Raw genomic sequence first — 22,112 nt, 5'->3', positions numbered from 1 at the left:
TGGAGCAGCGCCGCGCACCGACGTCGGCGACCGGCGGGCGTCGTGGTGTGAGCGCCGGGAGACCACGCCGCCCCACCACTCGCCTCGTGCTGCGGGTCAGTCCGCCGTCACGAAGTCGATGAGCTCCTCGACGCGGCCGATCAGCGCCGGCTCCAGGTCGGTCCAGGTGCGCACCCGGGCGAGGATGCGCTGCGCCCAGACGTAGCCGGTGTCGTCCTCCCAGCCCAGCCGGCGGCAGACGCCCTCCTTCCACGACTCCCCCTTGGGGACCGTGGGCCAGGCGCGGATCCCGACGACCGACGGCTTGACCGCCTGCCAGATGTCGATGAAGGGGTGGCCGACGACGAGCGCGTGCTGGCCGGGGGCCCCGGCCCCTGTCCGCATGACCTCGGCGGCGATGCGGGACTCCTTGGAGCCGGTCACCAGGTGGTCGACCAGCACGCCGAGCCGCCGTCCCGACGCCGGCCGGAAGTCCCGCACGATGCCGGGGAGGTCGTCGACGCCGTGCAGCGGCTCCACCACGACGCCCTCGATGCGCAGGTCGTGGCCCCAGACCTTCTCGACCAGCTCGGCGTCGTGCTTGCCCTCGACGTAGATGCGACCCTCGCGGGCCACCCGCGCGCGGACCCCGGCGACGTAGGTCGAGCCGGAGGCGCTGCGGGTCGGCGTGGCCGGCGCCTGCGGCTTCGGCCGCACCAGCACGACCGGGCGTCCGTCGACCCAGAACCCGGGGCCGAGCGGGTAGGCGCGGACCTTGCCGAACCGGTCCTCGAGGTGGACGACGTCCTTCTCGCAGCGCACCACGGCACCCACGAACCCGGAGCTCGGGTCCTCGACGACCAGATCGCGCTCGGCCTCGACCTCGGGGCTCGGCTTCTTCACGGTGCGGGGGTGCACGAGGTTGTCGTACGGCGAGCGAGGAGGCACGCCCTCCAGGATGAGCAGGCGCACTGCGGACGGCGGGATCGACGCGCCGGTACCACCCCCTCTCCGACACGCCCGAGCGATTGTCTGTGACGCCGAGTAGCAGGTCGTCACGCACGGCGGACGGTGCGCTGTCACCCCCGTTGCCGAAACGCTGACCTGGGTAGACGCACCGGGGTGAGGCCTTCGAGGCCTCCCGGGTGGCCCCTCGCCGGCACCGACCGGGCGTGTCCGGTCGACCGTGTCCGTTTCGTGACCTGTTAGGCGGACACCCTGTGATCGACAGGTACCCACCCAGCTCGGACGGGAGCGACAGCCACGATGATCGGCACCGAAGCCATCAGCCGCGTGATCGGCAAGGACGTCTACGACCAGAGCGGTGACAAGATCGGCTCGGCCTCGGAGGTCTACCTCGACGACGAGAGCGGCCAGCCGGAGTGGGTCACGGTGCGCACCGGCCTGTTCGGCACCAAGGAGACCTTCGTCCCGCTCCGGAACGCCGACCTCACCGACGACGGCGTGCGCGTACCGGTCAGCAAGGCCCAGGTGAAGGACGCTCCGCGGATCGACACCGACGGGCACCTGTCGCCGCAGGAGGAGCAGGAGCTCTACCGCTACTACGGCCTCGGCTCCGGCCAGGGGACGACGACGGACACCACGACGACGGGGCCGACCGGGAACATCGGCACCACGGGTGTGGCGGGCACCGGGCGCACCGACCGCGACGAGACGACGGACACCGACACCACGACGACGGGGCCGACCGGGAACATCGGCACCACGGGTGCAGCGGGCACCGGGCGCACCGACCGCGACGAGACCGGGACGGTCGGCACGGCGGGTGTGGCCGGCTCCGCGGGTCTGGCCGGGACCGACCGCGACCTGGACCGTGACGGGCGGACCGACCACGCCGGTGAGCCCGGCGTCGTGGGCCGGGACGTCTCCGGGCCGACCACGGACAACGCGATGACCCGCTCGGAGGAGCGGCTCGACGTGGGCACCCGCAGCGAGGAGGTCGGCCGGGCCCGGCTGCGCAAGTACGTGGTCACCGAGAACGTGACCGAGACCGTGCCGGTCTCCCGCGAGGAGGTCCGGGTCGAGCGCGAGCCGATCACCGACGCCAACGTCGGGCAGGCGCTGGACGGCCCGGCGATCTCCGAGGAGGAGCACGAGGTCACCCTGCACGCCGAGCGTCCGGTGGTGGAGAAGGAGGCCGTGCCGGTCGAGCGGGTCCGGCTGGACAAGGAGACCGTCACCGACCAGGAGCGGGTCTCCGCCGACGTCCGCAAGGAGGAGATCGAGGTCGACGGCGCCCCGGGCACCGGCCGGACCGGCGGGGACGACCGCGGCTTCGTGCAGAAGGCCAAGGACGCCCTCGACCGCGACGACGACGGCCGGATCGGCCGCTGAGGAAGGCCCTCCCGCAGGGCCGACCCACAGACGGCGGTGGCCGGCCGAGGAGCTGATCCCGGCCGGCCATCTGCTGTCCCGGACCGGTGTCGGCACCACCCGACCGGGCAGGGCCGCGTCGGTGGCGCGGGTGGGATGCTCGGGACGTGAGCGAGACCACGATGCGGCCGGTGACCGGCGCGGACGGCGGGATCGGCGGGCCCGACGAGCTCGCCGCGGCCCTCGAGGCGACCGGCTACCTGCCCGACGAGGGCCTGGCGACCGCGGCCTACCTGGCCCTGGCCATGCACCGCCCGCTGTTCCTGGAGGGCGAGGCCGGCGTCGGGAAGACCGCACTGGCCCAGGCGCTGGCGCAGGTCACCGGCCGGCCGCTGTACCGGCTGCAGTGCTACGAGGGCCTCGAGGCCAGCCAGGCGCTCTACGACTGGGACTTCGGCCGGCAGCTGCTGCACCTGCGTGCCGCCGAGGCCGCCCACGCCACCGGGGACACCGAGACCCTGGAGGCCTCCCTCTACGACCGGCGCTTCCTGCTCGCCCGCCCGCTGCTGCAGGCGCTGGAGGACTCCCCGAGCGTGCTGCTCGTCGACGAGGTCGACCGCGCCGACGACGAGTTCGAGGCGTTCCTGCTGGAGGTCCTCTCCGACTTCACCCTCTCCATCCCCGAGCTCGGCACCATCCGCGCCGCCACCCCGCCGCTCGTCGTCCTCACCTCGAACCGGACCCGCGAGGTGCACGACGCCCTCAAGCGGCGCTGCCTCTACCACTGGCTGCAGCACCCGGACTTCGACCGCGAGGTGGCGATCCTGCGCCGCCGGCTGCCCGACGTGACCGAGCGGCTGGCCCGCGAGGTGGCCCGCGCGACGGCGAAGCTGCGCACCCTCGACCTGCTCAAGCCGCCCGGCGTCGCCGAGGCGATGGACTGGGCGACCGCGCTGCACACCCTCGGCGCGCGGGAGCTGGACCCCGACGTGGCCGCGCGCACGCTGGGCACGGTGCTCAAGTACCGGGAGGACACCGACCGCGTGCACGCCATGACCCGGGGGGCGCTCTTCGGTGGTTGACGGACCCCGTCCCTCTCACCCTTCGCAGGCTCAGGGCGAGCCTCCGGACGGGGCCGTTCCAGCGCGGCGGGACGTCGTCGACACGGTGCTGGGTTTCGCCCGCACGCTCCGGGTGGCCGGGGTGGCCGCCTCCCCGGACCGGGTCGAGGCCATGCTGGCCGCCGTCGCCGCGCTCGACGTCCTCGACGCCACCGACGTGTACTGGAGCGGCCGGCTGACGCTGTGCGCGGGCCCGGACGACCTGGAGCGCTACGACGCCGCCTTCGCCGCGTACTTCGGCGGCGAGGCGCCGCGGCCGGTGCCGCCGGCGGCCCAGCAGCGGCAGCGGACGGTCACGACCGCGCCGCTGGACCCCGGGGAGGGCGAGGGGGACGGCGAGTCGCCGCCGGACCTCGCCGGCCAGGCCAGCGCCGACGAGGTGCTGCGCCACCGGGACGTCGCCGAGCTGACCGGCGCCGAGCGCGAGCAGCTGCGCCGGCTGTTCGCGTTGCTGGTCCCCGCCGCGCCGATGCGGCGCTCACGTCGCCGCCGGCCCAACCCGCACGGCGCCGTCCACGCCTCCCGCACCGTGCGCCGCGCACTGCACGACGGTGGCGAGGTCACCCGGCTGCTGCACCGCAGGGCCCGGCCCCGCCCGCGCCGCGTCGTCCTGCTCATCGACGTCTCCGGCTCGATGAGCCCCTACGCCGACGCGCTGCTGCGTTTCGCGCACGCCGCCGTCCGGGCGCACCCCGCGGCGACCGAGGTGTTCACGATCGGCACGCGGCTGACCCGGGTGACCCGCGAGCTGCGGTTGCGCGACCCCGACAAGGCGCTGGCCGCGAGCGGCTCGGCGATCCCCGACTGGTCCGGCGGCACCCGGCTCGGCGAGGTGCTCAAGGCGTTCCTCGACCGGTGGGGGCAGCGCGGAACCGCCCGCGGCGCGGTCGTCGTCGTGTGCAGCGACGGCTGGGAGCGCGGCGGCACCGAGGTGCTGGCCGAGCAGATGGCCCGGCTGCGGCGGTTGGCGCACACGGTCGTGTGGGTCAACCCGCACAAGGGCCGGGAGGGCTACCAGCCGCTCACCGGCGGGATGCAGGCGGCGCTGCCGTCGGTCGACCACTTCGTGGCCGGGCACAGCCTGGCCGCGTTCCAGGAGCTGGCGGGGGTCATCGAGCGTGCATGAGGGCCCTCCTGCCCCCACCGCTCGCAGGCTCGCGGCGGGCCTCTGCAGGAGGGCCCAGAGGGGCCATCATGACCTTCCTCCGAGCGAAGGAGTTGTCGGATGCGTGACGTGCTCGAGGACCTGATCGGCTGGTGGCAGGCGGGCGAGACCGTCGGCATGGGCACGGTGGTGGCCACCTGGCGGTCCGCGCCGCGCCCGGCCGGCGCGTCGATGCTCGTCGGGCCCGACGGCACCGCCGTGGGCAGCGTCTCCGGCGGCTGCGTCGAGGGCGCGGTCTACGAGGAGGCGAAGGACGTCGTCGAGACCGGCGTCCCGACCCTGGAGCGGTACGGGGTCAGCGACGACGACGCCTTCGCCGTGGGGCTGACGTGCGGCGGGATCCTCGACGTCTTCGTCGAGTCGGTCTCGCGGGAGTCCTTCCCCGAGCTCGGCGAGGTGGCCGAGTCGGTCGACCGGCACGAGCCGGTCGCCGTCGTCACCTGCGTCGCCGGCCCGGAGGACCGGGTGGGTCGGCGGCTGGTGGTCTGGCCCGACCGGAGTTCCGGCACCCTCGGCCTGCAGCGGCTGGACGACGCCGTCGTCGACGACGCGCGCGGCATGCTCGCCGCCGGCCGCACCGGGATGCTGCACGTCGGCCATGACGGCGAGCGCCGCGGCGACGACCTGTCGCTGTTCGTCAACGCCTTCGCGCCGGCCGCCCGGATGGTCGTGTTCGGTGCCATCGACTTCGCCGCCGCCGTGGCGCGGGTCGGCGCCTTCCTCGGCTACCGGGTCACCGTCTGCGACGCCCGCCCGGTCTTCGCCACGCCCAAGCGCTTCCCCGACGCGCACGAGGTCGTCGTCGAGTGGCCGCACCGCTACCTGCAGGCCGAGGTCGACGCCGGCCGGATCGACGAGCGCACCGTGCTCTGCGTGCTCACGCACGACCCGAAGTTCGACGTCCCGCTGCTGGAGGTCGCGCTGCGGCTGCCGGTCGCCTACGTCGGTGCGATGGGCTCGCGGCGCACGCACGAGGAGCGGCTGGCCCGCCTGGAGGAGGCGGGGCTGTCGAAGGAGGAGCTGGCCCGGCTCTCCTCCCCGATCGGGCTGGACCTCGGCGCCCGCACACCCGAGGAGACGGCCATCTCCATCGCCGCCGAGGTCATCGCCGGGCGCTGGGGTGGCTCCGGGGAACGGCTGACCGGTACCGAGGGCCCGATCCACAAGACCGCGGAGCGCTGAGAGGCCGGCGCGAGATCTGCACAGTGGTGGCCATCAGGACCCTGATGGCCACCACTGTGCAGATCCCGCGCGCCGAGGGACTCCCGGTATAGCGGATCAGCGATACCGTTCCCGCTATGCCGCTCGAGCCGCGCCGCAGCGCCTTCCCCGGACTGGGTGCTGCCTCGGCGCGCCGGCACGAGCTGATCGAGCAACTGGCCCGCGCCCGCCGGGAGAGCGGGCTCAGTCAGACGGAGCTGGCCGCGCGCATGGGGACGTCGCAGTCCGCCGTCGCCCGGCTGGAGAGCGGCGAGCTCGACGCGCGACTGTCCACGCTGGAGCGGTACGCGGCCGCCCTGGGGCGCGCCGTCGACTGGCAGGTCCGGCCCTCCGAGTCGTCCACCCGTCCCACCACCCCGAGCGAGGAGTCCCCATGACCCGAGCCACGGGCACCTGGCCGCCCGTCCCACCCGGTCCCCCCGAACCGCCGTTCCCGCCACGGCCGCCGGAGTGGCCGCGTACGCCGTGGCAGCCCGCGCCGCGCCCGCCGGCCCCCGGCCCGGCGTCGGCGTCGGCGACCCTGGTCGTCGGCGCGGGCGACTGGCTCGCCGAGCGGCTGCTGGAGCAGCGGGTGGTGACGCTCTCCGGCGAACTGGACGCGGAGGCGGTCAACCGGGCGGTCAGCGAGCTGGCACTGCTCGACGCGACGGGGGACGACCCGATCCAGCTCCGGCTCTCCGGGGTGGGCGCCGACCTCGAGAGCGCCCTGACGCTGGTGGACGCGCTCGACCTGGTCGGGGTCCCGGTGCACGCGACCAGCCTGGGGACCCTCAGCGGGCCGGCGGTCGCGGTCCTCGCCGTCGCCGACCGGCGGGTCATCGGGCCGCACGCGATGGTCCGGTTGTGCGAGCCCCGGGCGCCGCGCGGCGTCCCCGGCCACGAGGTGGAGGCCTGGGCCGCCGAGCACGCACGACAGCTGCGCCGGCTGCAGGATCGGCTGGCGGAGGCCTGCGGACGCCCGGTGGACGAGGTGGCCGCCGACATGCGCGCCGGGCGAGTGCTCGACGCGGAGGAGGCCCGCGGCTACGGCCTGGTCGACCATTAGGCCCCCTCCCCGGTCCCGCCCCGAGCCTGCGAGGGGTGGGGAGGAGGCGGTCCCACCCCTCCGGTTCCGGTACGACGTCGAGGTCGTCGCGCTGCTCGCCTCGCCGGTGCACCGCTACGACGGCCGGCCCGCCGGCCCCCTGCCGCAGCAGGACGGCGACCGGCGCGCGGCGATCGAGGTGCGGGCCGGGGTCGGCGTGGTGGGGGACCGCTACGCCGGCCGCCCGGCGCACCGCGACGCACAGCTGACCGTGCTCGCCGTCGAGGCGCTGGAGGCCGTCGCCGCCGAGATCGGCTCCGCCCCCTTCGACCCGCACCTGGCCCGCCGCACCGTCGTCCTGCGGGGCGCCGAGGTGGAGGCGCTGCGCGGGCAGCGGTTCGCGCTGGACTCCGGGTCCGGGCCGGTGCTGCTCGCCGGCGGACGGCCGGCCCACCCCTGCGCCTGGATGGACGTCGTCCTGGCGCCGGGTGCGCACCGGGCCCTGCGCGGGCGGGGCGGCGTGCGCTGCGCCGCGCTCTCCGACGGCGTGCTCCGCCTGGGGCCGGCGGTCCTGACCAGCGCCGTCCCGCTCGACGCCTCGCACGCCGGGGACGCCGTCCGCCGGCACGCGGGACCCGCTGGAGCGCACCCCTCCGCCGGTGGCGCATGATCGCGCCCGGCTCCCCCCGCGACGACAGGAGGCCCCGGTGAGTCCCGTGATCGGTCTGCAGCGCGAGCGCGAGGTGCTCACGGTGGCCCTGCAGACCAACCGGCACGTCGTCCTCGAGGGCCCGCCCGGCACCGGCAAGTCCACGCTGCTGCGCGCCATCGCCGACGAGGTCGGCCAGGAGGTCGTCTTCGTCGAGGGCAACGCCGAGCTCACGCCGGCGCGCCTGGTCGGCTCCTACGACCCCGCCGCGGTCATGGCCGAGGGCTACGTGCCCGGCAGCTTCGTCGACGGGCCGCTGCTCACCGCGATGCGCGGCTCGGGGCTGCTCTACCTCGAGGAGCTCAACCGCATCCCCGAGGAGACGCTCAACGTCCTCATCACGGTGCTCACCGAGGGCGAGATCGTCGTCCCCCGGCTGGGTGTCGTGCGGGCCACCGCGGGCTTCCGGCTGATCGCCGCGATGAACCCCTTTGACGCGGTGGGCACCGCACGGGTCGGCCAGGCGATCGCCGACCGCATGTGCCGCGTCGTCCTGGGCTACCAGGACGAGGAGGCCGAGCGCGCGATCGTCACCGCCGTCACCGGCGCCGAGCCGCGGCCGGTGGCGCTGGCGGTACGGCTCGTGCGGGACACCCGGGTGCACCGCGACCTGCGCACCGGCTCGTCGGTCCGCGGCGCGATCGACCTCGTCCTGCTGCTCGGCGGGCTGCTGCGGCTGCGCGGCGGCGGGCTGGACGACGACGGCGCCCGCGAGACCACCCGGGACGCGCTGCACGCGGCCCTCTCGGGCCGGATCCGGGTCACCGAGGGCGTCGAGCGCACGCCCGAGGCGGTCCTCGACGAGATCCTCGACCGGGTCTGGCCGCCCGACGCCGGGCCACCGGACGACGGACCTGCGGCGCCCTCCGGGGACGGCTCGGGAAAAGCGGGTGGCCTGCCGCCTGAGGCGGCAGGCCACGACCCCGGCGCGGGCCGGCGGGACCGGTCGTCCCGCCGCGGCCCGCGCCAGACCGGACGCCGCGAGCTGCAGCAGCGCCACGCCGCGTTCGACCAGGTCAGCCCCGAGGTGGGCGAGCTCGACGAGGAGGCCTTCGCAGCGGTCATGGGCGCCGACCCGGACGCGGCCGCGGCGCTGCTGGCCGACCTCGCCACCGCCACCGACCGGGAGCTGCGGACGGCGGCACGCCGGCTGGCGGCGCGGGTGTTCGTGCAGGCGGGGCGCACCGGCCGGCCCCGTGCCCGCGGGACCCGGCGGCTGGTGCCGACGCGCGGCGCGGAGGGCGACCTGGACCTCGACCGCACGCTGGAGCGCTGGACCGGGCCGTGGCCGCCCGCGGCCGAGGACACCGTGTCCCGGCGCTGGGCGGGCACCCGGCGGGCGGTGTGCCTGGTGGTGGACCGGTCGGGCTCGATGAGCGGGCTCGGCGTCGCCATCGCCGCGGTGGCGGCGGCCGGCGTCGTCCTGGCCGCCGACGAGCGCCTGTCCACCAGCGTGCTGACCTTTGCCGACCGCGTGGACGTGCTGCAGGCCGCCGGCCGGCACCGGTCGGCCGAGGACCTCGTGCTGGCCCTGGTCGGTCTGCGGGGAGCCGGCACCACCGACCTGGCCGCCGCGCTGCGGGCCGCAGCCGCTCAGCTGCGCGCGTTCCCCGTGGCCGACGAGCGCGTCGTCGTGCTGCTGTCGGACTGTCTCTCCACCGCCGGCGACCCCGCCGAGACGGCCCTCGCCGGCATCGACCGGCTCGACGTGCTGTGCCCGCTGCCGGGCGCCGGCGCCGGTGCGGAGCCGCTCGACGCCGCCCGTGCCCTGGCCGCGCGGGGGAGCGGCACGGTGGCCGCGGTCCGCTCGCTGGCCGACCTGGGTCCCGCGCTCACCCGGCTGCTGGCCTGAGCCGCTCCACGGCCGGGGTGGACGTCGCCCGACGAGCGGGGGGGGCCGGAGGCCTCCCCGAGGAGGGTGGGCAGCGGCTCCACCCGACCCCGGGGACGCCTCCTGGCCGCGGTGTCGTCCGGAGGACGACGGTGTCGTCAGCGGCCCTCGCTCAGCGGTCGGCGTCGGTGTAGACGACCATCCCGCGGATGTTCTTGCCGTCGCGCATGTCCTGGTAGCCCTGGTTGACGTCCTCGAGCGAGTACCGCGTGGTCGCGAGCTCGTCGAGCTTGAGCTGGCCCTCCTGGTACAGGCTGAGCAGCTCGGGGATCGCCGCGCGCGGGGCCAGGCCGCCGAAGATGGCGCCCTGCAGGTCCTTCTGGAGCAGGGTCAGCTCGAACAGGCTGAGCTTGACGTCGGTGTTGGCGGCGTTGCCCATCCCGGTGACGACGGCGCGGCCGCCCTTACCGGTGAGGCTGAGCGCGGTCTGGATGTCCTCGCCCTGGATGTCGCCGACCGTGATGATCGTCTTGTCGGCCATGCGGCCCCAGGTCAGCTCGTTGACCTTCCCGGTCGCCTCCTCGGCCGACTCGAAGACGTGCGTGGCGCCCAGGTCCATGGCCCACTCGCGCTTCCTCGCCACCGGCTCGATCACCATGACCCGCTTGGCCCCGGCCGCCGCCGCACCCTGGACGGCGTTCATGCCGACACCACCGGCGCCCATGACGACGACGTTCTCGCCGGGCCGGACGTCGGCGACCTTGGTGGCCGAGCCCCAGCCGGTGGTGACGCCGCAGCCGACCAGCGCGGCGATGTCGAGCGGGATGTCCGGCTCGATCTTCACGACCGACGCCTGGTGCACGGTGATGTAGGGCGAGAACGTGCCGAGCAGGCACATCGGGATGACGTCCTTGCCGCGGGCCTGGACGCGGTAGCTGCCGTCGGAGATCGACGTCCCGGCGAGCAGGTTCGCCCCGAGGTCGCAGAGGTTCTGCATCCCCTTCGAGCACGGCGGGCACTGCCCGCAGGCGGGGATGAAGGCGGTGACGACGTGGTCACCCTCCTGCAGGCCGGTCACGCCGGGGCCGACCTTCGTGACCACGCCGGACCCCTCGTGCCCACCGATGACCGGGTAGAAGGCGACGGGCGTGCCGCCGGTGACGAGGTGCTCGTCGCTGTGGCAGAGCCCCGAGGCGGCCAGCTGGACCTGGACCTCACCCTCCTTGGGATCGCCCAGCTCGATCTCCTCGATCGACCACTCCTCGCCGACACCCCACAGGATCGCGCCCTTGGTCTTCACCCGATCGTCCCTCCGTCCTGACCCGGCCACGTCTGCGGGTCGTTCGCGCGCACAGTGCACTGGAGTGTGCGCCGCGCCACACCCTGAGTCGGCAGGGGGTGGTCGTCAAGGGGGCGCAACGGAGGGTGCAACGTCGGCACGCGCCCGGTCCGGGAGACTCGGCGCCGTGACGGGGAGCCCGGTGGTCGTCGTCGGCGCCGGGCCGGTGGGGCTCACCGCGGCGCTGCTGCTCGCCCGCCGCGGGCTGCGGGTGGTCGTGCTGGAACGGCAGGCCGCGCCCTACGGGCGACCCCGCGCGGTGCACCTGGACGACGAGGCCCTGCGCGCGCTCGCCGACGCCGGGGTCGCCGACGGCTTCCTCGCGGTCAGCCGCCCGACGCAGGGGCTGCGGCTGCTCGACGGGCGCCACCGGGTGCTCGCCGAGTTCGCCCGCGCGTCGTCGTCCGGACCGCACGGCTGGCCGCAGGGGTCGATGTTCGCCCAGCCCGACCTGGAGGAGCTGCTGTTGGCCGCCGTCCGCCGGGAGCCGGGCGTCGAGCTGCGCCCCGGCTGCGAGCTCGTGGACCTGACGCAGGACGGCGTGGTCGTCCTGGACCGGGAGTCCGGTGCGCGATCGTCGCTGCGGGCCGCGGCGGTGCTCGGCTGCGACGGTGCGAACTCGACCGTGCGGCGCCTGATCGGGGCGCGCATGCGGAACCTTGGGCGGCCCGACCGCTGGCTGGTGGTCGACGTGCGCTCGGCGCGACCGCTGCCGCTGTGGCCCGGGGCGCACCAGGTCTGCGACCCGCACCGGGCGGCGACCGCCATGCCGGTGTCCGGCGACCGCTACCGCTTCGAGTTCCGCCTGCTGCCCGGCGAGACCCGCGACGACCTGGCCGCCAGGCTGCCCTGGCTGCTGGCCCCGTACGGCGCGGCGGACGCCGAGGTGGAGCGGGTCGCCGAGTACGTCTACCGGGCCCAGGTGGCCGACCGGTGGCGGTCGGGGAGGGTGCTGCTGGCCGGCGACGCCGCGCACCTGACCCCGCCGTTCATCGGACAGGGGCTGGGCCTCGGACTGCGCGACGCCCACCAGCTGGCCTGGAAGCTGGCCGCCGTCCTGGCCGGGACGGCGCCCGAGCGGCTGCTCGACACCCACCAGGCCGAGCGCGCGCCGCACGCGCGGGCGATGGTGCGCCTGGCGCTGCTGCTGGGCCTGCTGATGACCGGCGGCGGCCGCGGCGCCGCGGTGCTGCGCCGGGCGGTGCTGGCCGGGGTGCGGCGGGTCCCCGCCGTCGCGCGCTTCGCCACCGACAACCGCACCCCGCCGCTGCGGCGCGGCCCGCTGGTGGCGCGCCGCGGGCGTGCCGGACGGCGGCTGGCGGGGTCCCTGCTGCCCCGGGCTGCCGTGGTGCTCGACGGCCGGACGGTGCCGGTGGACGACGTCCTCGGCCCCGGGACGGCGCGGCTGCGGCTGCTCGCCCCCGGTCGGCTGGCCGTGCGCCCCACCGGGGACCGCGAGGTCGAGGTGGCCGACGTCGGGGGCGTGCTCACCACGTGGCTGCGTCGGGCAGGGGCGGCCGCCGTCGTCGTCCGGCCGGACCGGATCGTGCAATCGGCCTCCTGAGCCGCGCGGGCCTCCGGGTCGGCCCGTGCTGGCGGTGCGCACTGGCCCGCCCGGGGACCGCGCTGCGTGCACGAAGCGCGACCCGGCATGCTCCTCCGGTGAGCTACGACGTCGCCGCCGTCCGTGCCTGCTTCCCCGCCCTGCGCGCCGGGGCCGCCCACTTCGACGGCCCCGGCGGCTCCCAGGTGCCCGAGTCGGTGGCCGCCGCGGTCGCGGCCACCCTCACCTCGCCGATCGCCAACCGCGGGCGGGTCACCCGGGCCGAGCGCACCGCCGACGACGTCGTCCTCGCCGCGCGCCAGGCGGTCGCGGACCTCGTCGCCGGCGACCCCGGCGGCGTGGTGTTCGGCCGCAGCGCGACCCAGCTGGCCTACGACCTCTCCCGCGTGCTGTCCGCCGGGTGGGGTCCGGGCGACGAGGTCGTGGTGACCCGGCTGGACCACGACGCCAACGTCCGCCCGTGGGTGCAGGCCGCGCAGGCCCGCGGGGCGACGGTGCGCTGGGCGGAGTTCGACCCGGCCACCGGCGAGCTCGCCCCCGAGGCGGTCGGGCGGGTCCTGTCCGGGCGCACCCGGCTGGTCGCCGTCACCGGCGCCTCCAACCTCATCGGCACCCGGCCGGACGTCGCGGCGACCAGTGCCCTCGCCCACGACGCCGGCGCCCTCGTCTACGTCGACGGCGTGCACCTCACCGCGCACGCGGCGGTCGACGTCCGCGCGCTGGGCGCCGACCTGTACGCCTGCTCGCCGTACAAGTTCCTCGGCCCGCACCTCGGCTGCGTCGTCGCGGACCCGGGGCTGCTGGAGACGCTGCACCCCGACAAGCTGCTGCCCTCCACCGACGCCGTCCCCGAGCGGTTCGAGCTGGGCACGCTGCCCTACGAGCTGCTCACCGGCACCACGGCCGCGGTCGACTTCCTGGCCGGGCTGGGTCCGTCCGCCGGCAGAGCCGGCGATGGCGGCCCGCAGGGCGACCGCCGGGCCCGGCTGGAGGTCGGGATGGCGGCGCTCGAGGAGCACGAGGACCGGCTGCGGGAACGCATCGAGGACGGTGTCCGCGCGCTGCCCGGCGTCACCGTGTGGTCCCGGGCCGCCCGCCGCACCCCCACCCTGCTGCTCACCTTCGAGGGCCGGGACGCCGCCGACGCGTACCGGTTCCTGGCCGAGCGCGGGGTCAACGCGCCGGCCGGGTCCTTCTACGCGATCGAGGCCTCCCGCCACCTCGGCCTCGGCGACACCGGCGGCCTGCGGGTCGGGCTCGCGCCCTACAACGACGACGAGGACGTCGACCGGCTGCTGGCCGGGCTGGGCGAGTGGGTCGCCGGCTGAAGGAGGACCCCGTCCTCCTCACCGGAGGAGGGCCCTCCTGCCCCCCACCGTTCGCAGGCTCACGGCAGGGCCCTGCAGGAGGGCCGGCGGCGAGCCCCTGGACGGGGCCGGCCGCGGGGGCCGGCCGTGTCGTCGCCCGAGCCGATCGGTCGCACGCGACCGAACCGTGTGACAGCGGTCACGGCCGGCCTTTAGTCTGGGCGCACCGCCCTAGACCCCGGAGGTCCTCGTGTCCGCTGCCGCGCGTGCTCCCCGAGCGGGACGACGGTGACCGCCGCGGCCCCGGCCCGGCTCGCGCGCCCGGCCGGCCTCGCGGCCCGGGAGTCCGCACCACGGCCGGCACCGGCGGTCGCGCCGTTCAGCAAGTACCTGGTGCCCGAGGTGGTCTTCGGCTGGGGATCGCTGTCCGAGGCGGGCTGGGCGGCCCGGCGTCTGGGCGCGCAGCGGCCGTTCGTCGTCACCGACGCCGGGCTGGTGCGGGCCGGCTGGTGGGCCGAGCTCGCCGGGCACCTCGCCGAGGCCGGGCTGCGGGCGACCGTCTGGCAGGGGCTGACGCCCAACCCCAAGGACCACGAGGTCGCCGCCGGCGCCGAGCGCTACCGGGAGAGCGGCTGCGACGTCATCCTCGGCCTCGGCGGCGGCTCGGTCATCGACGCGGCCAAGGCGATCGCCGTCGTGGCGAGCAACGGCGGGCAGATCCTGGACTACGAGGGCGTCGACAGGGTCACCGCCGCGATCCCGCCGACCGTGATGTGTCCCAGCACCGCGGGCACCGGCGCCGACGTCTCGCAGTTCGCCGTCATCACCGACACCACCCGCCGGCTCAAGGCCACCCTGATCGGCCGGGCACTGGTCCCGGACATCTCGATCACCGACCCGCGGCTGCTCACCACGATGCCCGACGACCTCGCCGCCGCCACCGGGCTGGACGCGCTCACCCACGGCATCGAGGCGTTCGTGTCCCGGGCGTCCGGCCCGCTCACCGACGTGCACGCGCTGCACGCCGTCGAGCTGATCTGCGGCTCGCTGCGTGCCACCCTCGACCGGCCCGACGACCCGGCCGCGCGCACGGCGATGGCGCAGGCCAGCCTCGAGGCCGGGCTGGCCTTCACCAACGCGATCCTCGGCGCCACGCACGCCATGAGCCACCAGGTCGGCGGGCTGCTCGACCTGCCCCACGGCGTCGTCAACGGCGTCCTCCTGCCGCACGTCATCCGGTTCAACGCGCGCGGTGCGCCGGACCGGTTCGTCCCGATCGCGCGGGCCATGGGCATCGACGTCACGGGGCTGCCGGCCGACGTCGCGGCCGAGGAGGCCGCCGAGGCCGTCGCCCGGCTGGCCGCGGACCTGGGCTGCCCGCGCGGGCTGGCCGAGCTCGGCGTGCGGGAGACCGACATCCAGACCCTCGCCACCACCACCCTCGGCGACGCGTGCCTGTCGACCAACCCCCGCGACGCCGACGCCACCGACATCGCCGCGCTGTTCCGTGCCGCCCTGTGACGCACCGCTGATGCGCGCACCGGACATCTCCGAGCTCACCGGCCTGCGCTCGTCCAAGCCGAGCTGGTACGCCGAGTACCGCCAGACCGTCGACGACCTCGACCGCGCGCTGGGCTCGCTGGAGCACATCGCCGGCGTCCTCTCGGCGACCGGGCAGGGCGCCCACGCGCTGTGCCGGGCGGTCATCGACGCCACCGCCGAGCACCTCGGCGAGCCGTGGGCGGTGCTCGCGCTGTCCGCGAACGCGCTGCCGCTGGCCCGCCCGCGGATGCTCGGCCGCGGCCCGTCGGGGGTCGCGGTGGGCCACCTGGCGCTGCTGCCCGAGGTGGTCCGTCGTCCGGTGACCGAGGCGCTGGCGGCCGACGCGGTCGAGCCGTGGCAGACCGCGGACGGCGCGGTCGTCGTCCCCCTCGTGGTCGACGGCGAGCCGGTCGGCGCGCTCGTGGCCTGCGGCGGGCCCCGGCGGACGGCGACCGCCGCGGACCTGGCCATCCTGCGGATCGCGGCCAACCAGTCGGCGGTCGCGCTGCTCTCGGACCACCTGCTGGCGCGGTCGGAGGGGCTGCGCCGGCAGACCGAGGAGCTCTACGCGCAGGCCGAGCAGCGGGCCCGCGACCTCGCCGACCGGCACGAGCAGCTGGCCGACGCCGAGCGGCGGCTGGACGTCGCCGCGCAGCGCGAGGCGGTGGACGCCGAGCGGCACCGGATCGCCCGGGAGCTGCACGACAGCGTGGCCCAGCACGTGCTCTCGGCGGGGATGGCGATCGAGTGGTGCAGGCCCGAGGTGGCCCACCACAACGAGGTCTACGAGCGGCTCGGCCACGCCAAGGCGCTGACCCGCGAGGCGGTGGAGCGGCTGCGCGGCGCCATCCACGCCCTCTCCTCCGACGGGCACGGGGACGACGACGGGCTGCCGGCGCTGCTGGGCCGGCTCTCCGACGTCGCCCCGGTGCCGGGCCTGGCCGTCGCCGTCCGGGTGGAGGGGCGCCCGCGCGAGCTGCCCGCGGAGGTCGAGCACTCGCTGTTCCGGATCGCCTCGGAGTGCCTGTTCAACACCGCCCGGCACGCCCAGGCGACCCGGTGCACCGTGCGGCTGGCCTACCGACCCGACGAGCTGCGGCTCTCGGTCGCCGACGACGGCTGCGGCGACCCCGACGCGCTGCGCCGGGCGCTGCGGGCCTCGGGACGCCGGGACGACGGGTACCACCGCGGCTTGGGCAACATCGCCTCCCGCTGCGGGGAGATGGGAGCGACGGTGCGGTTCACGCGGGCCCGGATGGGCGGGGTGCGGGTGGAGGTCCGGATGCCGTGGGACGCCGTCGATGGCTGAGCCCACCGCGGGGACCGCTCCGGAGCCCATCCGGCTGGTGATCGTCGACGACCACGCGATCGTCCGGCAGGGGCTGCGCTCGATCCTGGAGCGCGAGCCCGACATCGAGGTGGTCGGCGAGGCGGCGTCGGCCGGTGCGGCGCTGGACCTGGTGGCCGCCAGCCGCCCGCACATCGTGCTGCTCGACCTCAAGCTGTCGGCCGGCTCGGACATCGCCGGCCTGGCCCTGTGCGGGCAGCTCACCGCCACGACACCGGCCCCCGGCGTCCTGGTGGTGACCACCTTCCTGGACCAGCAGCTGGTGCTCGAGGCGATCCAGCGCGGTGCCCGCGGCTACGTGCTCAAGGACGTCGACGCGGTGGCGCTGGTCGCCGCGATCCGCGCGGTGCGCCGTGGGGAGAGCGCCTTCGACAGCCACAGCGCGACGATGGTGGTGCGCTCGCTGGCCGCTCCCGCGCCGTCCCCCGTGGCCGCCGCGGGGCCGGACCTCACCCCCCGCGAGCGCGAGGTGCTCACCCTGCTGGCGCGCGGGCTGTCCAACGAGGCGATCGGCAAGGAGCTCTACATCTCGGCGACGACGGCGAAGTTCCACGTCGGCAACGTCATGCGCAAGCTCGCGGTCTCCCGCCGCGCGGAGGCGGTCTACGCCGGCTCCAAGCTGGGCCTCATCTGAAGGAGGACCCCGTCCTCCCCGTGGAGGACCCCCTCGCCCCACCCCTCGCAAGCTCGCGCCAGGCCCCGTCCAGAGGCTCGCCGCGAGCGTGCGAGCGGTGAGGAGGACGGGGTCCTTGCATCTGCACGTGGGCCGTCGCAGGCTCGGGGCGGTGCCCTGGACGGGCCGTTGCCCCATGGCCCGTGACGCGACACGCAGCCGACACACCGACCGCTGTCCACGACGCGCTGACAGCGACCCACTACCCGTGACTGCCGCGCCGGGGGCCGCCGTCCGGCCGTGTCCCCCGGAGCCCGCCCGGCCCTAGCTTCGCGCGGCATGACGACCACCGCGACGGGATCCGGACGGGTCTCCCTCGGCGACCGGACCGTGCACCGCTTGGGGTACGGCGGGATGAAGCTCACCGGACCGCGGGTCACCGGGCCACCCGCCGACCGGGACGCCGCGCTCGCCGTCCTCAGCCGGGCGGTCGAGCTCGGGGTCGACCACCTGGACACCAGCGGCCTCTACGGCCCGCACGTGGTGAACGACCTGATCCGCGAGGCGCTGCACCCCTATCCCGAGGAGCTGGTCATCGTCACCCGGGTGGGCGCGCGCCGGACGCCGGAGGGCGGCTGGGAGGAGGCGCTGACGGCGGACGAGCTGCGCCGGTCGGTCGAGGAGGACCTCGAGCACCTCGGGCTGGACGCGCTGCACGTGGCCAACCTGCGGATGCCGGGTCTGGGCGAGCCGGAGGACGAGCGCTCCCTCGCCGAGCCGCTCGAGGCGCTGGCGCAGCTGCAGCAGGAGGGGCTGGTGCGTCAGCTCGGCGTCAGCCACATCACCAGCCGGCAGGTGGCCGAGGCCCGCGGCATCGCGCCGCTGGCCTGCGTGCAGAACCACTACAACCTCATCCACCGCACCGACGACCGCCTCGTCGAGGAGCTGGCCCGGGACGGCGTCGCCTACGTGGCGCTGGAGGGCATCTCCTACACCTCCTTCTTCCCCGTGGGCGAGATGTCGCCGGCTCAGTCGGCGGTCCTGCAGACCGTCGCGCAGCGGGTGGGGGCGAGCCCGATGCAGGTGGCCATCGCGTGGCTGCTCGGGCGCTCACCCAACGTGCTGGTCATCCCGGGTGCGACCTCGGTGGCCGAGCTGGAGGAGCTGCTCGCGGCGGGTGGGGTGACCCTCGGCCCCGCCGACACCGAGGAGCTGGACCGCATCGTGACCATGGGTGGCCCGCCGGCCGGCGGCGTCCCGGCGTGGGGGGGTGGGGGCCAGGGCGGTCCGCCGCCGTGGCTGAGGGACGGCCAGGCCGGCCCGCCCCCACGGTGATCCGTCCGGCGGTCTCCGCGGAGATCGCCGGGGAGCGGCGCGGGTGACCCGCCGACCGTGCGGGGACGGGTGACCAGAGGCGGACGGAGGAACGGCCGGTGATCCACGCAGACGGGCGTCACGGCAGGCCACGTCGGGCGCCGACGCGAACGGCCCTCGGCGGGGTCGCCGTGGCCGGCGTCCTCGTGCTGAGCGGCGGGGTCGGGATCGCGGGAGCGCAGGCCGCGCCTCCTGCGCCGGGGTACCCGGGAGCGGCGGCGACCTGGGCACCGGGGGACAAGGACGGCTTCGGGACGGCGATCGGCGCCCTCGACAGCACGGTCTGGTACACGCTCGAGGACGGCACCCTCAGCGAGGTCTTCGCCCCGCGGATCGACACGCAGAGCTCGCGGGACACGCAGTTCGTCGTCACCGACGGCACCACGTTCGCCGACCGGGAGGACGAGGACACCGACTCCGTCGTCGAGCTGGTCGATCCCCGCGCCCTGGTCTACCGGCAGGTCAACACCGCGACCAGCGGCCGGTACCGCATCACCAAGACCTACACCACCGACCCCGACCGGGCCGCGGTGCTCGTCGACGTGCGCTTCGAGTCCCTCGACGGGCTGCCGTACCAGGTGTACGTGCTGCACGACGTCGGTCTGGGCCTCAACGCGAACGACGACATCGGCCGCTCCGCCGGCGGGCGGCTGCTGGCCACCGACGGTGCGCTGAGCAGCGCCGTCACCGCCTCGGGCGGCCTCACCGGGACGTCCAGCGGCTACCTCGAGCGCAGCGACGGCTGGACCGACCTGCGCGAGGACCTGGTCCTCGACGACGCCTGGGACGCCACGACGCCCGGCAACGTCGTCCAGATCGGGCGGACGGGCCTGACCGGGCTGGACGGCGGGCAGCAGCTGACCCTGTCGCTCGGCTTCGGGACGACGGAGGACGACGCGGCGCAGGCCGCCGACCAGGCGCTGGACCGGGGCTTCGACTCCGCCCTCCAGGCCTACACCGAGGGCTGGCACGCCTACCTCGACGGCCTCGCCCCGGTGCCGGCCAGCGCCGCGCAGTGGCGCGCGGAGTACCAGGTCTCGGCGATGGTGATCGCGGCGTCCGAGGACAAGACCGTGCGCGGGGGCTTCGTCGCCTCCCCGGGCCGGCCCTGGGCGTGGGCGAACGAGCTGCAGCACCTGCCCGTCTACCACGCCGTCTGGTCGCGCGACCTGTACCAGCACGCGACCGCCCTGATCGCGATGGGTGACGTCGCGGCCGCCGAGCGGGCCCTGGACCACCTGTGGACGGTGCAGCAGCGCCCCGACGGGTCGTTCCCGCAGAACGCGCGGCTCGACGGGGAACCGGTCTTCGGCGGGCTGCAGATGGACGAGGTCGCCCTGCCGATCGTGCTGGCCTGGCAGCTCGGCCGGACGGGGCCGGCGGACTGGGAGCGGGTGCGGCTCTCCGCGGACTTCCTGGTCGCCGAGGGGCCGGCCACCGAGCAGGAGCGGTGGGAGAACCTGGGCGGGTGGTCGCCGAACACCATCGCCGCGGAGATCGCCGGCCTCGTCACCGCGGCCGACATCGCCCGTGCCAACGGCGACGGCGCCCGGGCCGACACCTACCTCGCCACGGCCGACGCGTGGCGCGCGGGCCTGGCGGAGTGGACGGTGACCACCACCGGCCCGCTGTCGGCCGAGCCGTACTTCCTGCGGATCACCGCCGACGGGGACGCCGACGCCGGGACGCCGATCCAGATCGCGGACGGCGGCCCGCTGGTCGACCAGCGGGAGGTGCTCGACCCCAGCTTCCTCGACCTGGTCCGGCTCGGGATCGTGCCGGCCGACGACCCGGTCGTCACCACCACGCTGCGCCTGGTCGACGAGCAGCTGGCCTACGACGCCCCCAACGGCCGGTTCTGGCACCGGGCGAGCTTCGACGGGTACGGGGAGCGGCCCGACGGCACCCAGTGGGAGCCGGTGGACCCGGGCTCGCGGGAGACCACCGGCCGCGGCTGGCCGCTGCTGACCGGTGAGCGCGGCGAGTACGAGGTGGCCCTCGGTGGCGACGCCGTGGCGAGCGCCCAGGAGCGGCTGGACACGATGGCCCGCTCGGCCGACGACGGGTCGCTGTTCCTCGCCGAGCAGGTGTGGGACGACCAGCCGCCGTCGGCCGAGGGCACGGAGTTCGTGCCGGGGGAACCGACGTTCTCGGCGACGCCGCTGTCCTGGACCCACGCCGGCTTCATCCGGCTGGCCCACGCCATCGACGCCGGCCGTCCCATGGACACACCCGACGTCGTGGCCTGCCGGTACCAGACCTCTCTCTGCCAGGAATGAGGGAGGACCCCGTCCTCCCCGTCCTTCGCGAGCTCAGGGCGGGCCCCGGGACGGGGCCACGGGGAGCGGGGGTCATGCTCACCGCGAGGCGGCGCGGGTCACGACGTCGGTCGCCCAGCTCTCCAGCCCGGAGTGGTCGCGGATGACCTCGACCCGGTCGCAGCTCTCCGCGTAGGCCGGCAGGTCGCAGCCGCCGAGCGCCCACGAGTACCGCGGCTCGGGGGTCAGCCAGATCGTCTCGCGCACCCGGCGGGTCAGGTCGGTCGTCGAACGCCACGTACTTGTGCGGGTTCTCCGGGTCGGTCGTGGTGTCGGTGATGACGTAGGCCCAGGAGGTCTCCGAGCCGGTACCGGCCGTGGTGGAGACGGCGATGTGCAGCGGGTTCTTCGGGTTCTCCGACTGGTTGAAGCCCTCGAACTTGTTGACCTGCCTGCCTGCCTGCGTGCGAGGGGCCGTCGGTGCGGACGGTAGGAGCGGCGTTCCGCGTGGCGGCAGGGGTGGACGGGAGGAACCGGCCGTCCGGAGGAGCAGGTCGGCCCATCCGGCGAGGTGCACCTGACCTACTGGAGGGGGCCGCCTCCGGCCTCCGGCGCGTCCGAGCTCACCGCCGGGGATCCGAGCTCACGACCCGTGGTGAGCCAGGCCCCTCGGTGATCAGCTCACCTGATCACCGGGACGGCGTCAGGACGGGGTGGGGTGCTGGGCGGGCGGCGTGCGCAGGCCGGGGAAGCCCAGTGCGAGCTGGTCGAAGGCCGCCTTGAGGGCGGCGGCGAGCGTCGTCGTCCCGTCGGCCAGCCAGACCTCGAACGCCGTCGTGGCGGCCGCGCGCGTGCTGGTCGCGACCAGCCGGGGGAGCAGTGCGTCGGGGGACTGCCCGGTGCGGCGGGCGACGTGCTCGGCGACCACCCGGTCGACGTCGGCGTAGCGGACCTGCGAGTGGGCCTGCAGCGCCGGCTCGCCGAGGATGAGCGCCATCCGCTGCCGCAGGGTCGGCAGGTCCTCGGCGGCGTAGTCGTTGACCTCGACGTAGGCCGCGCAGATCGAGGCGAGCACCGGCTGGTCCTCGCGGGTGGCCGCCAGCAGCTGCTCCAACCGGGCGACGTGCGCACCGAACTCGCCCCACACCGCGTCGGCCTTCGTGGCGAAGCAGCGGAAGAACGTGCGCCGGCTGATGCCCGCGGCGTCGGCGATCTCGTCCGCCGTGACCTGCTCGAACCCGTGGCGCGTGAACAGCTCCAGGGCCACCTGCTGGACGCGGGCGCGGGTGTCCGCGCGAACGTCCGCGGGCGCCTCGGTCACGGCCCCATCTTGCGTCACGGACACGCCGGGGACGGCGCGCCGCGTCGGCGGACCGGTGTTGC

At 75.7% G+C, this 22,112-nt stretch carries 19 protein-coding genes; 15 read left to right on the top strand and 4 right to left on the bottom strand.

Annotated elements, in window-relative coordinates:
• Positions 1 to 96: 96 nt before the first annotated feature.
• Positions 97 to 927, bottom strand: a complete 831-nt coding sequence (locus ACU610_RS18940) for a DUF3097 domain-containing protein (RefSeq protein ID WP_446769244.1) — start codon at positions 925 to 927, stop codon at positions 97 to 99.
• Between the two features lie 318 nt (positions 928 to 1,245).
• Here ACU610_RS18940 and ACU610_RS18935 point away from each other — a divergent pair, with 318 nt between their 5' ends.
• The 8 genes from ACU610_RS18935 to ACU610_RS18900 all read left to right on the top strand — a co-directional run bounded on the left by ACU610_RS18935 (position 1,246) and on the right by ACU610_RS18900 (position 9,405).
• Positions 1,246 to 2,334, top strand: a complete 1,089-nt coding sequence (locus ACU610_RS18935; protein ID WP_446769243.1) for a DUF2382 domain-containing protein — start codon at positions 1,246 to 1,248, stop codon at positions 2,332 to 2,334.
• A 146-nt stretch (positions 2,335 to 2,480) separates the two neighbouring features.
• Positions 2,481 to 3,395 (top strand): AAA family ATPase, encoded by a 915-nt coding sequence (locus tag ACU610_RS18930; protein WP_446769242.1) that lies wholly within the window; start codon positions 2,481 to 2,483, stop codon positions 3,393 to 3,395.
• A gap of 85 nt (positions 3,396 to 3,480) precedes the next feature.
• Positions 3,481 to 4,560: a vWA domain-containing protein gene (locus ACU610_RS18925; protein WP_446769241.1), complete on the top strand. Its 1,080-nt coding sequence runs from the start codon at positions 3,481 to 3,483 to the stop codon at positions 4,558 to 4,560.
• 99 nt (positions 4,561 to 4,659) lie between these two features.
• Positions 4,660 to 5,781: an XdhC family protein gene (locus ACU610_RS18920; RefSeq protein ID WP_446769240.1), complete on the top strand. Its 1,122-nt coding sequence runs from the start codon at positions 4,660 to 4,662 to the stop codon at positions 5,779 to 5,781.
• Positions 5,782 to 5,897: 116 nt separating this feature from the next.
• On the top strand, positions 5,898 to 6,197 hold the full coding sequence (locus ACU610_RS18915; RefSeq protein WP_446769239.1) for a helix-turn-helix domain-containing protein: 300 nt from the start codon (positions 5,898 to 5,900) through the stop codon (positions 6,195 to 6,197).
• Positions 6,194 to 6,865: an ATP-dependent Clp protease proteolytic subunit gene (locus ACU610_RS18910; RefSeq protein ID WP_446769238.1), complete on the top strand. Its 672-nt coding sequence runs from the start codon at positions 6,194 to 6,196 to the stop codon at positions 6,863 to 6,865. Before ACU610_RS18915 ends, ACU610_RS18910 begins: the two co-directional genes overlap by 4 nt.
• A 106-nt stretch (positions 6,866 to 6,971) precedes the next feature.
• Positions 6,972 to 7,514, top strand: a complete 543-nt coding sequence (locus ACU610_RS18905; protein ID WP_446769237.1) for an MOSC domain-containing protein — start codon at positions 6,972 to 6,974, stop codon at positions 7,512 to 7,514.
• A 37-nt stretch (positions 7,515 to 7,551) separates the two neighbouring features.
• The gene (locus tag ACU610_RS18900; protein WP_446769236.1) at positions 7,552 to 9,405 is read left to right on the top strand and encodes an AAA family ATPase; all 1,854 of its coding nucleotides are present in this window, start codon (positions 7,552 to 7,554) and stop codon (positions 9,403 to 9,405) included.
• A gap of 151 nt (positions 9,406 to 9,556) precedes the next feature.
• Here the strand turns inward: ACU610_RS18900 and ACU610_RS18895 are convergent, their stop codons facing one another.
• Positions 9,557 to 10,684, bottom strand: a complete 1,128-nt coding sequence (locus ACU610_RS18895; protein WP_446769235.1) for an NDMA-dependent alcohol dehydrogenase — start codon at positions 10,682 to 10,684, stop codon at positions 9,557 to 9,559.
• Positions 10,685 to 10,850: 166 nt separating this feature from the next.
• On the opposite strand from ACU610_RS18895, the gene ACU610_RS18890 reads away from it, so the two are divergent.
• The 7 genes from ACU610_RS18890 to ACU610_RS18860 all read left to right on the top strand — a co-directional run bounded on the left by ACU610_RS18890 (position 10,851) and on the right by ACU610_RS18860 (position 20,750).
• Positions 10,851 to 12,287: a bifunctional 3-(3-hydroxy-phenyl)propionate/3-hydroxycinnamic acid hydroxylase gene (locus ACU610_RS18890; RefSeq protein WP_446769234.1), complete on the top strand. Its 1,437-nt coding sequence runs from the start codon at positions 10,851 to 10,853 to the stop codon at positions 12,285 to 12,287.
• A gap of 98 nt (positions 12,288 to 12,385) precedes the next feature.
• Entirely contained in the window at positions 12,386 to 13,615 is a 1,230-nt protein-coding gene (locus ACU610_RS18885; protein WP_446769233.1) for a cysteine desulfurase-like protein, read from the top strand.
• Between the two features lie 267 nt (positions 13,616 to 13,882).
• A complete protein-coding gene (locus ACU610_RS18880; protein WP_446769232.1) occupies positions 13,883 to 15,115 on the top strand; it encodes an iron-containing alcohol dehydrogenase in 1,233 nt (410 codons plus the stop codon).
• 10 nt (positions 15,116 to 15,125) lie between these two features.
• Positions 15,126 to 16,445: a histidine kinase gene (locus ACU610_RS18875; protein WP_446769231.1), complete on the top strand. Its 1,320-nt coding sequence runs from the start codon at positions 15,126 to 15,128 to the stop codon at positions 16,443 to 16,445.
• Entirely contained in the window at positions 16,438 to 17,118 is a 681-nt protein-coding gene (locus tag ACU610_RS18870; protein ID WP_446769230.1) for a MadR family response regulator transcription factor, read from the top strand. Before ACU610_RS18875 ends, ACU610_RS18870 begins: the two co-directional genes overlap by 8 nt.
• A gap of 318 nt (positions 17,119 to 17,436) precedes the next feature.
• The gene (locus ACU610_RS18865; protein WP_446769229.1) at positions 17,437 to 18,432 is read left to right on the top strand and encodes an oxidoreductase; all 996 of its coding nucleotides are present in this window, start codon (positions 17,437 to 17,439) and stop codon (positions 18,430 to 18,432) included.
• A 170-nt stretch (positions 18,433 to 18,602) separates the two neighbouring features.
• Positions 18,603 to 20,750 carry a glycoside hydrolase family 15 protein gene (locus tag ACU610_RS18860; protein WP_446769228.1) on the top strand — a complete coding sequence of 716 codons (2,148 nt, stop codon included), beginning with the start codon at positions 18,603 to 18,605 and terminating at the stop codon, positions 20,748 to 20,750.
• Between the two features lie 78 nt (positions 20,751 to 20,828).
• Here ACU610_RS18860 and ACU610_RS18855 read toward each other — a convergent pair whose 3' ends face one another.
• Positions 20,829 to 20,996: a hypothetical protein gene (locus ACU610_RS18855; protein WP_446769227.1), complete on the bottom strand. Its 168-nt coding sequence runs from the start codon at positions 20,994 to 20,996 to the stop codon at positions 20,829 to 20,831.
• A gap of 436 nt (positions 20,997 to 21,432) precedes the next feature.
• On the bottom strand, positions 21,433 to 22,050 hold the full coding sequence (gene mftR, locus ACU610_RS18850) for a mycofactocin system transcriptional regulator (protein WP_446769226.1): 618 nt from the start codon (positions 22,048 to 22,050) through the stop codon (positions 21,433 to 21,435).
• Positions 22,051 to 22,112: the final 62 nt, after the last annotated feature.

The sequence above is a fragment of the Geodermatophilus sp. URMC 61 genome, from assembly GCF_052931555.1.
This window is presented reverse-complemented; position numbering and strand designations above follow the sequence as displayed.